Source organism: Acinetobacter lwoffii (assembly GCF_024129735.1).
Lineage (GTDB): Bacteria > Pseudomonadota > Gammaproteobacteria > Pseudomonadales > Moraxellaceae > Acinetobacter > Acinetobacter lwoffii_H.
In genome coordinates this window covers 63,647-77,886 of record NZ_JAMXXK010000009.1, presented here as the reverse complement: position 1 = coordinate 77,886, position 14,240 = coordinate 63,647, and the positions used below count along the sequence as shown (strand labels likewise).

Here is a 14,240-nt window from a genome sequence, read left to right as displayed (position 1 = left end):
TCCAAGGATTATCTCTTGAATTAAATAATTTTGCTGATTAATTTAAGATCAAATAAATTGTACGTTTTTTGATTTATGACGGAAGTCTATTATCTAAATAGAAAGTATGAGTCCAAATTTGGAGGGTGATAGATATTTTGTAAGTGAGAAAAAAGCATCATTCCCGAAATTAAAAAGGCCAATATTGTTATTACAGAGCTATATAATCGCATTCATTACTTATCAAATTTACCAGTACAGCAGATTACTCTTATTTTGTTCTCATGACAATGGAAGCTTAATCTTATTGAAATCACTATAAATTTTTAAAATTTCATTTTTTAATAAATAAAATAAATATATATATAAGAAAACTTGATTAATTAAATTTTTCGTGTATAGTTAACTTAACTAGAAAAAAGTCTTGTTTCGGTAAATCTTCTTTAAGTATCGCAGTTTTAGTCATAATCCTTCGTTTTTTTCAGATTTTAAGTCTCATTCTTTATTATTTCAAAGTTATATTCAGTCAATAAATTGACTAAAAATTATTAAAAAATTAGTAGGATATATTATGTCAAACTCAAATGTTGTTAAAGGTACTGTAAAGTGGTTCAACGAAACTAAAGGTTTTGGTTTTATTCAACAAGAATCAGGTCCAGATGTTTTTGCTCATTTCAGCGAAATCGCCAGTTCAGGTTTTAAAACCTTAATGGAAGGCCAACTGGTTGAATTCAGTGTAGCTCAAGGTCAAAAAGGACCGAATGCTGTAAATATTGTTGCTATCTAAGTAAGAATAAACAGTAAAAAAAAGCACTTAATAAGTGCTTTTTTTATCGTTCAAATTTAATTTTAAGTTATTTTCCAAATTGGAAAAATCTTTAGAAAAACAGGATTCAAGTTGTTAAAAATAAATGATTTAATTGCAAAATCTAAAAATGGTACTGAAATTATTGTTTCGTTAATTCCTCTCAATAAAATGCAAAATACACGTCAGGGTTTAAAAAGAATTGAAGTGGGTAAGAGAGTTCTTCTTTCATCTGGAGTTGAGGTAGATTTAAACTTAGATGGTCGTACATTCTATACTTCTATAAATCAATTATTTAAGCTAAATCATAAAGTTATTTAAAGATAAAATTCAGAAACATCAATTTTTAGTGGATATTTTGCCACTTTAACTATTATTAAAGGTATAGATATGCTTAAACAAAGTATTAGTGTAAAGGATCAGTTTGGGGCTCAACACGCTATTCAAGCAACAGTCGATCATCATTTTTCTAAAACACAATCTCATTCCAATATAAAACATATCACTGTAGATGGTGAAGATATTCGTCCCAGTTTTGAAATGTGCTTTCAAAGTACATTAAGTGGAAAAATTTTCAAAATTGTATAGATCATTCCTAAGTGACTTAGGTTCATCACTTCAGTGAGAGATAAGCTGAGCTGAATTGAAAGGATCCTAATCTGCCCCCGAAGCTTGAATGTTCTTCATCTGATTTGAAAGCTGCTTTTTGAAGACGGTTACGTTCATGCGTGCTATTGATCCATATCCGACGACCTGGATGAGATCTAGCCCATAATTCCAAAGACCGGATTGAAACTCTTATCAATATCAGTGATTTCGATCTTTGAGTATTTTCATTGATTTTTATGCAATGCATCTTAGTGTTATTCCGCAGTTTTGCTATAGTAAGAGCAATTTTGGATCAACATCAGGACTATGTTATGTCAGCTACACCACGCATTGGGATCTTGGGTGCAGGCGGTCGTATGGGGCGTATCCTTATTCAGGCTGTGCATGAAGCAGGTTATCAATTGGCGGCTGCGGTAGAACGCCCTGAAAGTACATTATTAGGTACAGATGCTGGCGAACTTGCCGGAATTGGTGCAACAGGTGTTAAGGTCGTGGGTAGCCTTACCGATGTAGTCAAAGACTGTGATGTCGTGATTGATTTCACTGCGCCAGCAGCGACCGTCAATCATCTGAAAATTTGCCGTGAAGCTGGTGTCGCCATCGTGATTGGTACCACAGGTATGAATGACGAGCAAAAAGCCTATCTGGATCAATCTGCGACGGAAACTCCTGTAGTTTATGCAGCAAACTATTCAGTGGGTGTGAACGTCTCGATCAAACTGCTTGAACTGGCCTCTAAAGTTTTTGGCGATACGGTTGATATCGAAGTGATTGAAGCACATCACCGTCACAAAGTAGATGCGCCATCGGGTACAGCTTTGATGTGGGGTGAGGCGATTGCGGAAACTTTGGGCCGTGACCTGAAAGAAGATGCAGTGTATTGTCGCGAAGGTCATACCGGGCCGCGTGAGCGTAAGAGCATTGGCTTCCAGACTATTCGTGGTGGCGATATTGTCGGTGAACATACTGCAATGTTTATTGCCGATGGGGAACGTGTAGAAATTACTCATAAAGCCACCAATCGCATGAACTTTGCTTCTGGTGCGGTACGTGCTGCGGCTTGGGTCGTAGGCCGTGAAGCGCGTAAATATGATATGAAGGACGTGCTTGGTTTTAACGATATTCAGGTTTAAAACCGAGTCAAAATCATTTATAAAAAAATCTAAAACTAAAATAAGACGAATAAAAAATGCAAAAAATGATTTTCCTGCTCTGTGCAGTGGCGCTTGGCGCCATTGCGCAGGCCAAGCCTGTCGGGACGCCTAAACTCAGTATTCATAAAAATAATATCAAGGTCTGGACATACCAGAATGAACAAAACCCGGTCTTTCTCTATAAAGCTGAAACCACTTATACTGCACCGCTTGAAAATGCCGTGTCCTTGATTCTGAACGTCGAGCATGCAGTGCAGTGGGTTCCCTATATGGGTAGCATCAAGGTCCTGTCCCGCGATGATAAAAAAGGCGACTTTACCCTGTATATGGTGCTGGATTTTCCATTTCCCTTAAAAGACCGTGACCTGATTGTACAGGGCAAGATGATCAAGGAAGCCAATGGCCAGATCACCATCAAGAATAAAGCCATCCAAAGTGCCTATCCTTTAAACCCGGATTATGTGCGTTTAACCGATTATCAGGGCGACTGGACTTTTCAGAAACTGGCCAATAATAAAGTCAAGGTCTCTACCTATGGTTATGCCAATCCGGAAGGTTCCATTCCTTTGAGCTTCGTAAATATGTTTGTGCAACAGCAACCTTATCAGATGCTGCAGAAAATGAAGACCGAGCTGGCCAAGCCTTCATCTATTGCGGTCTTGCCTGAAGCTCTACAATAAAAAAGACCCAATTTCTGGGTCTTTTTAACAGCTGAAAATAAGCAGGATTTAAGCTGTAAAATCTGCTTTAAGCACAATCCGGTAACGGGCTTTGCCAGAATGCAGATGTTCAATCGCCTGGTTCAGTTGTGACATCGGGAAGACTTCAATTTGCGGAGCAATATTTTTACGTGCAGCAAATTGGAGTAACTGACGTAATGCCGCCGGCGAACCTGTCGGTGAACCGGTAACTGACTTGGCTCCACCAATCAGCATGCCAGCCGGAATCTGCATCGGCTCAAGTGGTAAACCCAGCATATGCACAGTGCCATTCGGCGCCAAAGTTGCCAGATAAGCCTGCCAGTTCAAGGTGACATTGACAGTACTCAGCAATAAATCAAACTTGCCTCGCTGGGCTTTTAAGGCAGCCGAATCACGACTATTGACCACATGGTCAGCACCCATGCCTTTCAGCTCATCACTTTTATCGAGATTTGATGTGAAAGCGGTAATCTCACAGCCCCAGGCTTTGAGTAATTTAATCGCGATATGACCCAAACCACCAATCCCGATTACACCAACATGATGAATGGCCTGAATCTGATGTTTCAGGATCGGATCAAAGACGGTAATCCCGCCACAGAGCAGGGGACCCGCACTTTCAGGATCAAGATCTTCAGGTAAGGGAATGGCCCATTGCCAACCGGCGCGCACTTTGTCGGCAAAACCACCGGCATGTCCGACAATGGTAGCCACCTGACCGCCAGTACACAGCACCTGCTGGCCCGAAATACAAGGATCGCAATATTGGCAACTTTCCGCTGTCCAGCCGATACCCACCCGTTGCCCAACTTTCAGGCCTTTGGCTTCTGCACCCAGATGGGTAATGGTACCGATAATCTCATGTCCTGCTACAACCGGATACACTGAAGAACCCCAGTCATTATTGATCACTGAAATATCGGAATGACAGAGACCGCAGTATTCTACTTTGACTTCGACCTGATGCGGCTGCAATTCTCCGGCATCAAACTGATAAGGTTCAAGTTCCGCACCTGCGGACATAGCAGCATAAGCTTGAATAATATTATTCGACATGATTTTCAGCTCTTATTTAAATGCGAGGATATTGTTTTAAAGTCACAATGATTTTCATGGTCATCGACCATACCAACGGCCTGCATAAAGGCATAGCAAATGGTGGGGCCGACAAATTTAAAACCAGCCTGTTTTAATGCTTTAGACATTCTCTGGCTCTCAATGGTTTGAGCGGGTGCTTGCCGATAATCCACAACATCATTATTCAGTCGCGGTTGCTGGGCAAAAGACCAGAGCCAATCCACCAGATTAATCCCTTGCTGCTGTAGCTTAAGCCAAGCTTGGGCATTCTCCCGAATGGCATTGAGTTTGCCGCGATGCCGTATCAGGCTAGCATCTTCAAGTTTTATTTGGAGTTGTTGATCTGTAAGTGAGGCGATAGACTCAATCGAATATTGAAAAAAATGTTCACGATAAGCTTCACGTTTTCTGAGAACGGTAATCCAGGCCAGACCGGCCTGCTGTCCTTCCAGACACAGCATTTCAAACAGGCGATTTTCATCCAGCAGGGCCTGTCCCCATTCCTGGTCATGGTAGGTGATATACAGCGGATCATCGGAGCACCAGCCACAGCGTTGCACAGTCATGTGATGCTCCTTGTTTTGATGCTTTTATAATTTAAACACAGTCCATTGATCCTGCTGATTGTCCCAATACGACAGTTCAGCCTGATCCAGATCGCTAAATTGAATCCACATATCTTTACCGGCCTTGTCAGCATAACCGGTACTGATCAGAAGCGCTTCCTCGGTAATTTCCATCACCCAGCCCTGGTAAGTTTGACCATTCAATACAATTTTTTGTTGATTGCCTGATTCAGCAAATTCTACCAGACGATTGATCAACGCTTCTGACATGTAAATATCCTAAAATTAACGTAAATAGGGATAAGGGTTGACCACACCGCGGCCCTTGCCCTGTAAATAGATTCCATAATGCAGATGAGGAGCAGTATGCCGGGCATTACCGCTATTGCCGACATAACCGATCAGCTGGCCTTTTTTGACATAGTCGCCGACTTTTAAGCCACGTTTATGGCCATCCAGATGCGCATAATAGTGCCAGGAGCCGCCTGGACCCAAAATCCAGACTACTTTACCACCCAAATTGTTGTTACGTAAATCTGCAATCAGACCCTCAGTCGCGCTAAAGACTTTGGTTCCACGTGGAGCCATGATATCAATACCTTCATGTAGGCGTCCGCGACTGCGCGAAGCACCCCAGGTATCTGTTAACTCACGTGCTTGTATGCGTGCCACCGGGATTGGCAGAGAGGACGGTACTCGCATACTTTTCAGTTTTTGCACGAGGATAGGGTTGAGCTGTACAGCAGGGGATTTTTTTGGTGTACTGCTACAGGCAGCCAGCAGCACAGCAATCAAAGCAATCCACGTCAAAGCAAGGTATTGGTGCACTTTATTCATCCTTAAATATTGGCAATGCTCATGTTGAGCTGATCGATATTTTGCTTTGTCCAGACTATGTCACAGATTGACGCTAGTGATCAATTTTTTCATGGCAGTCGGAATGCCGGCCTCAGTTGCTGTTTGCGGACTCATCCAGCAGCCTTGCAGTTCAATCGCCAGATGTTCCTGCTGATCCTGATCTACTGCAAAAACAATTGCTTCAAGTTGCCAGGTAAAATGAGTAAAACTGTGGCTAATCTGGGTCTTTTTGATGATATTTTTAAGGCCAAGTTGCTGGCATTGCTGTTCCCATTCATGTGCATTTTCAATAATTGGCAGACACCAGAGACCGCCCCAAAGACCGCTATTGGGACGTTGCTGCCAAAGCCAGTCTGTACCGGACTGGATTAGCAGGACCTGAGCAGAGCGTACAGGAACTGGTTTTTTGGCCTTTTTGAAAGGCAATTCATTTTCCAGTCCTTGCTGATGTGCCTTGCAATGCTGCTGCATTGGACAATACAGACACAAAGGCTTTTTCGGGGTACATACGGTCGCGCCCAGATCCATAATTGCCTGGGTATAGTCATGATTGCGTTCGATAGGACAGAGTTGTTCTGCCAGTTGCCATAAGGCACGCTCATGCACCGGTTTGGACAGATCATCTTCAATGGCAAAGAAACGTGACAATACCCGTTTGACATTGCCATCCATGATTACGCCATATTGACGTAAACCGAGTGACATCAAGGCGCCAGCGGTTGAACGGCCAATGCCGGGCAAGGCCATCCATTCTTCCAGAGTATGAGGGAACTGCTGCTGTGCTGTCACGATGCCGGCAGCTTTATGCAGATTGCGGGCGCGGGCATAATAGCCGAGACCTGCCCAGTAGGGTGCGACCTCATCCCATGAGGCTTGGCCTAAGTCCTGAACAGTCGGAAAACGCTGAATAAATCGTTCGAAATATTGCAGTACAGTTTTGACCTGGGTTTGCTGCAACATGATTTCAGAAACCCAGACTTTATAGGGATCATCTGTCACCTGCCAGGGCAAGTCATGACGACCATGCACATCAAACCATTCCAACAGGGCATCTGAAAATACAAACATGAACACCTAGCAACCGAATAAGCAGCAGCTAGTATAGCGGAATCAGCAGGGTGGGAATGTGAAAAGTAGGATAAAAATGGCTGCTCATTTGTTTGGGCAGAAGAGTGATTTCAAAAAAATAAACGCTCCGTAGAGCATTTATTTTTGATAAAGAATCCGGTTAATCGTTAATTCCCCAGCGCTCATCCAGCTTCAAGGTCTTGCCTGCATAACGCGGAATAATATGAATATGCAGATGTTCTACCTTTTCCTGAAAAACTTCACCATCAATAAAGCCGACATGAAAACCGGCAGGCTGGTAACGTAATTGCAGTTCATTGCGTGCCTGTTCCAGTAAAGACATCAAACTTTTACGTTCTTTATCGGTCACTTCGAAAAACGAGGCCACATGCCGTAGTGGAATGATCACACAGTGACCTTTGGACAATGAATTTGGTTCAGGCAACACCACACCATAATCATTTTTGGCAATGACCTCATATTCGTCAAAATTGCAGTAGGGGCAGTTGGTTTCAGCCATCATACACATTCTCCTCTGGTAGGATTTATCTTTCTTTTCTTCATGAAGTATCTAAAATATTCAGCCTGTGAACAAGCCGGATAGTTGTTTCTATTTATGCCAAATGACGTTCTAGCAAGGCATACATCGCTGCCAAGCTTTTTTGTTCCGCTTCTGCATTGTAACCAAGATCCACACCATTGGCTTTGGCCCGTTCATCAGCAAGCGGGTTGCTAAAGCCATGTTTGGCATTTTCAAAAACAATTACTTCATGCTCGACTTTGGCAGCATGCATTTCCTCACGGAAACTGGCCACATCATCCAGAGTCACCATGCTGTCCAGTTCACCATGTAGCACCAGGATTTCCGCCTGTACCTGACCTTCCTGAGCCGGTGCTTTTGGCGTCAGATTGGCATGGAAAGTGACGACTGCTTTTAATGGCGCATTGGAACGGGCCAAATCCAGCACGACTTTGCCTCCGTAGCAGAAACCAATCGCTGCAAGTTTTTCGGGATTAACTTCATCCTGCGCTGCCAAGGTATTCAAAGCCGCTGTGGCACGGTTAACGATGGTGTCAGGATCTTCAAAAGTCTGCATCATCCACTGATGAGCCTGATCAGAATTGGTCGTGACTTTTTTATCCCCATACATGTCCATGGCCAAGGCCGCATAGCCATGTTCTGCAAGTTCACGGGCGCGCTGTTCGGTATATTCATTCCGACCCCACCATTCGGGTGCGACCAGTACACCGGCAACAGGGGTATCTGTTTCTGGGGCGGCAAAATAACCAATTAATGGGCTGCCATCCTGCGCAGTATAATGAATTTCGCGAGTCTTGATTGCTGCCATGCTGACGTCCTCTATTGTTGTTGAATTGCTTGATTAAAACATAACATAGCAAAACTGTTCTGAATGTGACATGAAAACATTCGATTAATTTATTCTTTATCTGCATAAAAAAGAGAGGCCGCTATCGCGCCTCTCGAATAGAATATTAAAAAAATAGTATTGATTACTTCATAATTTCCAGTAATTCCACATCAAAAATCAGGGTACTGTTTGGCTCAATCACATCACCTGAACCAATCTGTCCATAGGCCAGTTCTGCAGGAATAAAAAAGCGGTATTTGGCCCCCTCTTTCATTAGTTGCAGCCCTTCGGTCCAGCCGATAATCACCTGGGTAGTACGAAATACCACGGGCTGATTGCGGGCAATCGAGCTGTCAAAAACAGTACCATCAATCAAACGGCCTTCATAATGTACGCGGACATTACTGTTTGCACTCGGTGATTTGCCTTTGCCTTCCTGAAGAATCTGATATTGTAGACTGGATTTAGTAGTTTTTATCCCCGGTTTTTTGGCATTTTCAGCCAGAAAAGCCTGACCAATTTTGGCATTTTCATCCGCTTGCTTTTTCAGGGTAATCAGCTCTTTGGCTTCAGCCTGACGCTTGAATTGGGTCAAGACTCGCGCCATCTCTTCTTCACTTAAAGTCGCCTGTTTACCAGCAGCTGCCGCTTTTAAACCGGCGCTGAAGGCATCCAGATCAATGCCTTGTAAGGAATCTGCATTACTTTTTCCCATCAGATAACCAAAGCTATAACCCACCTGTTCGGCTTCCGGACTTTTATTGGTGACCTCTTTGGCAAACAGACTACTAGAACCTAGCAATAAAACCATCAAGCTTATTTGTATTTTCATGATTTATTCTCAAAATAAAGGAGAGCGCCTTGCTCTCCTTCGTTGTGGATTATTTTACTTCAATGAGTTCCACATCAAAAATCAAAGTACTGTGTGGAGGAATGGTTCCTGGCACGCCCTGTTCACCATAGCCCAGTTGTGATGGGATATACAGGGTCGCTTTACCGCCTTGTTTCATCAGTTGCAGACCTTCGGTCCAGCCTGGAATGACCTGATTAAGTGGGAACTCAATCGGCTCGCCACGTTCAACTGAACTGTCAAACACGGTACCATCAACCAGTTTGCCAGTATAATGTACTTTCACGATTGAAGTGGCTGCAGGCTGTTTGCCTATCCCTTCTTTGGTCACCAGATATTGCAAACCAGATGCGGTAGTTTTTACCTCAGCTTTTTTGGCATTTTCAGTCAGGAAAGTATCACTTGATGCCTGAGCCTGTTTAGCACTATCCACTTGCTTCTGCTGCATGTCTTTTTGGAACTGCTCATAAGCTGCTTGTAATTCTTCTTCAGTATAAGCAGGAGCAGTACGGGCATGGCCTTCGCGAACGCCTGTCACAAAGCTGTTAATATCTAGCTCAGGTGGAGTTTGATGAGCGACTTCATAACCGAGTGCATAGCTAATTTTAGAAACAGCCGAGGCATCTTTAGATGCTTTTGTGGTTTGAGCAGCTGGGTTTTGAGTTGCATAGTAAACAGGTACTAGCGCGGCACCGCCTAAAAGAATAGCGACAGCAATCGGTAAGGCCTTACTCATGTATTATTCCAATCTAATGTTATCGTTGAGGTTCATTCCATCTTAGCAGAAAATTTTGAGAAATCTTGCAGAATGGGTGGTTTTTTAGCAAGTGGACACCGCAGTTATGTTGAAGTTTGAAGATATAAAAAAACCAGCAATGGCTGGTTTTTTTATTTTTCAGATTTTAATCATTGTTCGAGAATGTCTAGGAACAAAGATTGCTCTAACCGAAATTGTATTTTGCAAAGAGCTTAGTAAGAAAACAAGCTTTTTTCTAAAGGAAATTCAATTCCAATCGATGCACCACCATCATTACCACGTAAGTCTGAATCACTGATCCAGCCATTTAGTTTCAGTGGAATATCTGGGCGTAAATAATGGGTCCAGCTCACATCAACAGCTTTTAATTCATCCTGCGCTGGAAAAGCTAAATTAGTAGTTCGGTTGGACTCATTCAACTTGGCAAATAGCACTCGAGCATTAACACGATTGAGGCGATCGAAACGAATATCACCACCCACAGAAACCATTTGACCATCACCACCCATCGCATGTGCTAATGGGTAACCATGCTGATAAAAACCATCGGTATAAACATGGTGGTTATATGAAATACCATCAGCACTACCATTACTACGGGTATCTGTCCATTCAGTATACAGCTGGAAAGGCATATTATTATAACTAGAAGAATAATCGACTCCAGCCAAATACATTTTTTTGGCCGGTAAGCCACCTGCTTCGTCTTCACCGATATATTGCGCATAGATATCCATTGGTACTTGCACCAGTGATTGTAAGCTTAACCGTGCATCAAAACCGGCAATTTGGTTAGACTTATCATCATCACTGTTATCAAAGTTATCATTGCCTTTTATAGCATTCCAGAGTGTAGACAGACTTTCTGAACGGTCACCACCACCCCATTGCATAGCACGCGATGCACCCAGCTCCAAATATGGTAAAGGTTGTGCGGTGATACGTAAGCCAATCAGTTTGGCATCAGGTACAGCATCGTAGTCATCCAGTTGTCCGGCAAAGGCTTGATATTGCCAAGGTCCAATCCAAGATAGCCATTTGCTTGCAAAAGCATGCTGTTCGGCACGCTGCATGGTCACACCATACACAGGACGACTGGCATCACCCCGAATTAAGCTGCCATCATGACCAGGTCCCCAGTAGGTCGGAATTTGTCCAGCAATCAGCCATTGATTCCATAACTTACCTGCGAGGTAAGACCCTTCAACATTCACATCTTGATCATTATCAATCTGGGGATCTTTTTCTGCATTGATACGAAGTCTGGCATCCCAATTTTGATTGCCTGTATTTAACTCTATACCCGCTTGGTATTGCGCTTTTTGCTGGTCGCCAAAGACTTGAGGAATATTTTTTTGATCTGTCTCTGCAAATAGTGATGCTTTAAGTAACTGGTTGTTGGTATTCAAATGAGCCATGACTGAATCAATGACTCTTTGCTGATTATTATTGCTGACTTGGGCCTGAGAAAGGGCGCGTTGGATTTCATCACCACTCATTGGCCAGGTCGAAGTGCTAACTTGAATCACACCTTGCTGATTTAACCAGTTTAAATCGGTGCGCAGGTTTTGGTCATTTAAAACGATGCCTTGAGCAAAGGTTAGTGAGGAGCTTAATGCCAAGCTGGCGAGCAGTGTTTTAGGTAACATTTTTGTATATTCTCAGGAGTTTTAAACTGTAACCAAGATAGGGTTTTTAGTTGATTTTTTCAACAATGAACATGTGGAATAAACGTGATAGAGAGAACTATCACACCCTGCCTCTAGCAAGGTGTGATATCAAAGTTTACAATGAATTAGTCATTGTCTTTATTTGCGGTATAAGCATAGGCATAATTATAACCATAGCTACCTGCTGCCCCTTGTTGTACATCATTTAGAATCACGCCATTGACTTTGACATTGGCCTGTTCAAAACGATTAACAGTAATTTCAAGTTCTTTAATTTGCGTTTTAGCATGACGGGCAATCAATAAATTCACGCCTGCATATTGCGCAATAATGATGCCATCGGTCACCGCAAGCACAGGTGGCGTATCAATCAGTACATGATCGAAATGAGCAGATGCCTGATCTAGGAAAGTTTTGAATTGATCTGTACTTAATAGTTCAGACGGGTTAACCGGACTCTTACCACGTGTCACAAAAAACAGGTTATCTACAGTTGAATTTTGTACCACCTCTTCATAGCTATTTTGGTGATTCAATAATTCTGCTAAACCTGGTTGCACTTCGGCATTAAAGTACTTATGTAAATAGCCACGACGTAGATCACCATCAATGACCAGAACCCGTTTTCCTCCTTGCGCTAAAATAGTAGCAAGGTTAGTGGTAATGAATGATTTTCCAACTTCAGGTGCAGGGCCAGAAATTGCAATCACATTATTGGTCGCATTCATTAAGGCAAAATGAATTGCTGTTCGCATGCTACGGAGGCTTTCAATCGCGATATCACTGCTATCTTTAACCGCAAGAATAGGAATATTCTTTTTCTTCTTTAATAGGTTAATACGACTTTCTTGAATAACAGAGCGCGGTACAGTGGCATAGACTGGCAGATCAAGCTCATTTTCAATTTGCGCTGCGTCTTTAATGCCTGAACGCATCATATTTCGTAATAGTGCAATCAATACTCCAATAAAACCACCGACAAAAATTGATAAAATTATTGTAATTAATGACTTGGGTTTAATTGGCTTAACGGGTTCAACGGCTTGGTCAATAACTCTGACATTACCAATTTCACCAGCCTCTGCAATTTTCAATTGCTGATAGCTATTTAAGAGTGCGGTATACAGTTCAGTATTTACTTTTACATCTCGATATAGCTGTAAATATAATCGTTGTGTTTCTGGTAAACGCTTAATAGACTGTGTCATTTCTGATGTTTTCTGACTAATTTCAGCAAGTTGAGCATTAATGGCTGACATTAGAGGGTGATCAGGGGTATATTTTGAAGAAAGTTCCGCTTGCTGTTGTTGTAATTGGATTTTCATCTTTTCCAGTTCAACATTTTGCTTTAACATTAACTCGGCTTCTTGAGTCACATCGATAGTATTGTATTGCTCACGGAAACGGTTGAACTTGATTTCTGATTCCTCAAGTTGCTGTTTAAGTTCCGGCAGCTGTTTGTCTAGAAAATTTAAAGTTTGTTTAGATTCTAAAGACTTGCGTTGAATATTTTGTATTTGATAGACGGATAAAATATTATTCAGAACTTGAGTAATATGTTCCTTATCATTGCCATTATAATTTAGACCAATAACACCGGAGTTTTTCCCTCTCTCTGCTACACCATAGTCATTTTTTAAGAACTGCATTGCTGTAGGTAGTGCAAGTTTAGTAATAGTAAATGTTTCTTTAAACGGAGATTTGCTAAATATTGCCACTTCCCAAAGGCCCTTAGAATCTATGGCTTGATTGCTCGAATTCAATTGACCTTTAAATATCACTTCATCTTTATAAGAGAAAGTAAACTGGTTGTTATCCGTGAATTTTAACTCTAATTTTTTATCTAGATAGTAATTTGGAATTTTTAATGTTTTGATTAAGAAGGCTTGATTTTCTTTTTGGAAAACCACACTATCTTTTTTATAAAGAACTTCAGCTTTGTCATTTTTAATCAGACGATTAAATAAAGTATCACTATTGTCTTTAATTTGAATATCAAGGTGCAAATTTTGAATAGTTTGTCCCAAAATCATGCGTGAGTTTAATATTTCAATCTCAGCATCTGCGGGAGATTTCCCCCCCATTCCCCCTGGAATAGCATCACTCAACCCACCCAAGAGGGCAGCAGCTCCAGCGCCTTTATTATCCTCTACCAGAACCATTGCATCAGCAGAATAAATTGAGGGAGTAACACGTAAATAAAGTAATGCGAAGGTTAAGCTCAGTATGATACAAAGCGCGATCACTTTCCATTGTGCAATTAACGAAAAAAATAATTCTTTTAAGTCAATGGTATCGTCATTAGTACTTGAATTTTGATTCATGGATAAACTACTAGATAAAATTAAATATGTGATTGCCAATCCGAAACATAAGATTCGATGTTATTACATGTTTCTTCAAAAAATGCTTGATCGAGCTTATAAGGATCAGGAACATTTTGATCTTGCCAATGTCCTAAACGAAATACTTTACCTTTAGCAAATGGCCAAGTCTTTTCTATATGTTTTTGTTGATTTGAACTCATTACTAAAATTAAATCTGCAGTTTTGATTAAGTTGGCATCAATTTGTTTTGCGACATGTGAGCTCATATCAATTGATTTTCTTGCCATACTTGCAATGGCCTTATCATCAGCACTATGGCCTACCATGGCAGAAAGACCAGCAGACTCAATATGTAAGTTAGGATGACTTTTCTTGAGAAAAAACTCACCCATTGGACTACGACAAATATTTCCCACACAGACGACTAAAATATTCCGAATTTGCATATT

17 protein-coding genes are annotated in these 14,240 nt (G+C 41.7%); 5 read left to right on the top strand and 12 right to left on the bottom strand.

Annotated features, from left to right (window positions below; all coding sequences use genetic code 11):
* Positions 1-550: 550 nt before the first annotated feature.
* From NI469_RS04375 to NI469_RS04355, 5 genes are all read left to right on the top strand, one after another.
* Positions 551-766: a cold-shock protein gene (locus tag NI469_RS04375; RefSeq protein ID WP_004280856.1), complete on the top strand. Its 216-nt coding sequence runs from the start codon at positions 551-553 to the stop codon at positions 764-766.
* Between the two features lie 111 nt (positions 767-877).
* Entirely contained in the window at positions 878-1,105 is a 228-nt protein-coding gene (locus tag NI469_RS04370) for a hypothetical protein (protein WP_004280858.1), read from the top strand.
* Between the two features lie 69 nt (positions 1,106-1,174).
* Positions 1,175-1,372, top strand: a complete 198-nt coding sequence (locus NI469_RS04365) for a hypothetical protein (protein WP_004280859.1) — start codon at positions 1,175-1,177, stop codon at positions 1,370-1,372.
* A 332-nt stretch (positions 1,373-1,704) separates the two neighbouring features.
* Positions 1,705-2,526, top strand: a complete 822-nt coding sequence (dapB, locus tag NI469_RS04360) for a 4-hydroxy-tetrahydrodipicolinate reductase (protein ID WP_004280861.1) — start codon at positions 1,705-1,707, stop codon at positions 2,524-2,526.
* 56 nt (positions 2,527-2,582) lie between these two features.
* Positions 2,583-3,227 carry an START domain-containing protein gene (locus NI469_RS04355; RefSeq protein ID WP_195725379.1) on the top strand — a complete coding sequence of 215 codons (645 nt, stop codon included), beginning with the start codon at positions 2,583-2,585 and terminating at the stop codon, positions 3,225-3,227.
* A 48-nt stretch (positions 3,228-3,275) separates the two neighbouring features.
* Here the strand turns inward: NI469_RS04355 and ahr are convergent, their stop codons facing one another.
* The 12 genes from ahr to NI469_RS04295 form a co-directional block, all read right to left on the bottom strand.
* Positions 3,276-4,304, bottom strand: coding sequence for an NADPH-dependent aldehyde reductase Ahr (gene ahr, locus NI469_RS04350; protein ID WP_184413393.1), 1,029 nt, complete (start codon positions 4,302-4,304; stop codon positions 3,276-3,278).
* Positions 4,305-4,309: 5 nt separating this feature from the next.
* Positions 4,310-4,891 carry a DNA-3-methyladenine glycosylase I gene (locus NI469_RS04345; RefSeq protein WP_222112407.1) on the bottom strand — a complete coding sequence of 194 codons (582 nt, stop codon included), beginning with the start codon at positions 4,889-4,891 and terminating at the stop codon, positions 4,310-4,312.
* A gap of 24 nt (positions 4,892-4,915) precedes the next feature.
* Positions 4,916-5,161 (bottom strand): hypothetical protein, encoded by a 246-nt coding sequence (locus NI469_RS04340; protein WP_184413389.1) that lies wholly within the window; start codon positions 5,159-5,161, stop codon positions 4,916-4,918.
* A 15-nt stretch (positions 5,162-5,176) separates the two neighbouring features.
* On the bottom strand, positions 5,177-5,728 hold the full coding sequence (locus NI469_RS04335) for a M23 family metallopeptidase (protein WP_276534068.1): 552 nt from the start codon (positions 5,726-5,728) through the stop codon (positions 5,177-5,179).
* A gap of 60 nt (positions 5,729-5,788) precedes the next feature.
* Positions 5,789-6,817 carry an A/G-specific adenine glycosylase gene (gene mutY / locus NI469_RS04330; RefSeq protein ID WP_276534067.1) on the bottom strand — a complete coding sequence of 343 codons (1,029 nt, stop codon included), beginning with the start codon at positions 6,815-6,817 and terminating at the stop codon, positions 5,789-5,791.
* Between the two features lie 160 nt (positions 6,818-6,977).
* Positions 6,978-7,337 carry an HIT family protein gene (locus tag NI469_RS04325; RefSeq protein WP_253174488.1) on the bottom strand — a complete coding sequence of 120 codons (360 nt, stop codon included), beginning with the start codon at positions 7,335-7,337 and terminating at the stop codon, positions 6,978-6,980.
* 94 nt (positions 7,338-7,431) lie between these two features.
* Positions 7,432-8,166, bottom strand: coding sequence for a dienelactone hydrolase family protein (locus tag NI469_RS04320; RefSeq protein WP_253174487.1), 735 nt, complete (start codon positions 8,164-8,166; stop codon positions 7,432-7,434).
* A gap of 163 nt (positions 8,167-8,329) precedes the next feature.
* Complete coding sequence (locus NI469_RS04315) at positions 8,330-9,019, bottom strand: BamJ family beta-barrel-assembly machinery protein (RefSeq protein WP_253174486.1); 690 nt, start codon at positions 9,017-9,019, stop codon at positions 8,330-8,332.
* Between the two features lie 49 nt (positions 9,020-9,068).
* A complete protein-coding gene (locus NI469_RS04310) occupies positions 9,069-9,773 on the bottom strand; it encodes a BamJ family beta-barrel-assembly machinery protein (protein ID WP_253174485.1) in 705 nt (234 codons plus the stop codon).
* 233 nt (positions 9,774-10,006) lie between these two features.
* On the bottom strand, positions 10,007-11,443 hold the full coding sequence (locus NI469_RS04305) for a capsule assembly Wzi family protein (RefSeq protein WP_222112401.1): 1,437 nt from the start codon (positions 11,441-11,443) through the stop codon (positions 10,007-10,009).
* 146 nt (positions 11,444-11,589) lie between these two features.
* A complete protein-coding gene (locus NI469_RS04300; protein WP_253174484.1) occupies positions 11,590-13,788 on the bottom strand; it encodes a polysaccharide biosynthesis tyrosine autokinase in 2,199 nt (732 codons plus the stop codon).
* Between the two features lie 20 nt (positions 13,789-13,808).
* Positions 13,809-14,237, bottom strand: a complete 429-nt coding sequence (locus NI469_RS04295) for a low molecular weight protein-tyrosine-phosphatase (RefSeq protein WP_180040393.1) — start codon at positions 14,235-14,237, stop codon at positions 13,809-13,811.
* Positions 14,238-14,240: the final 3 nt, after the last annotated feature.

Excerpts from the sequence above, each read along its gene's own strand:
- NI469_RS04375 (WP_004280856.1), top strand. The coding sequence starts at position 551 with ATGTCAAACTCAAATGTTGTTAAAGGTACTGTAAAGTGGTTCAACGAA.
- NI469_RS04365 (WP_004280859.1), top strand. The coding sequence starts at position 1,175 with ATGCTTAAACAAAGTATTAGTGTAAAGGATCAGTTTGGGGCTCAACAC.
- dapB (WP_004280861.1), top strand. The coding sequence starts at position 1,705 with ATGTCAGCTACACCACGCATTGGGATCTTGGGTGCAGGCGGTCGTATG.
- NI469_RS04355 (WP_195725379.1), top strand. The coding sequence starts at position 2,583 with ATGCAAAAAATGATTTTCCTGCTCTGTGCAGTGGCGCTTGGCGCCATT.
- ahr (WP_184413393.1), bottom strand. The coding sequence starts at position 4,304 with ATGTCGAATAATATTATTCAAGCTTATGCTGCTATGTCCGCAGGTGCG.
- NI469_RS04345 (WP_222112407.1), bottom strand. The coding sequence starts at position 4,891 with ATGACTGTGCAACGCTGTGGCTGGTGCTCCGATGATCCGCTGTATATC.
- NI469_RS04340 (WP_184413389.1), bottom strand. The coding sequence starts at position 5,161 with ATGTCAGAAGCGTTGATCAATCGTCTGGTAGAATTTGCTGAATCAGGC.
- NI469_RS04335 (WP_276534068.1), bottom strand. The coding sequence starts at position 5,728 with ATGAATAAAGTGCACCAATACCTTGCTTTGACGTGGATTGCTTTGATT.
- mutY (WP_276534067.1), bottom strand. The coding sequence starts at position 6,817 with ATGTTTGTATTTTCAGATGCCCTGTTGGAATGGTTTGATGTGCATGGT.
- NI469_RS04325 (WP_253174488.1), bottom strand. The coding sequence starts at position 7,337 with ATGGCTGAAACCAACTGCCCCTACTGCAATTTTGACGAATATGAGGTC.
- NI469_RS04320 (WP_253174487.1), bottom strand. The coding sequence starts at position 8,166 with ATGGCAGCAATCAAGACTCGCGAAATTCATTATACTGCGCAGGATGGC.
- NI469_RS04315 (WP_253174486.1), bottom strand. The coding sequence starts at position 9,019 with ATGAAAATACAAATAAGCTTGATGGTTTTATTGCTAGGTTCTAGTAGT.
- NI469_RS04310 (WP_253174485.1), bottom strand. The coding sequence starts at position 9,773 with ATGAGTAAGGCCTTACCGATTGCTGTCGCTATTCTTTTAGGCGGTGCC.
- NI469_RS04305 (WP_222112401.1), bottom strand. The coding sequence starts at position 11,443 with ATGTTACCTAAAACACTGCTCGCCAGCTTGGCATTAAGCTCCTCACTA.
- NI469_RS04300 (WP_253174484.1), bottom strand. The coding sequence starts at position 13,788 with ATGAATCAAAATTCAAGTACTAATGACGATACCATTGACTTAAAAGAA.
- NI469_RS04295 (WP_180040393.1), bottom strand. The coding sequence starts at position 14,237 with ATGCAAATTCGGAATATTTTAGTCGTCTGTGTGGGAAATATTTGTCGT.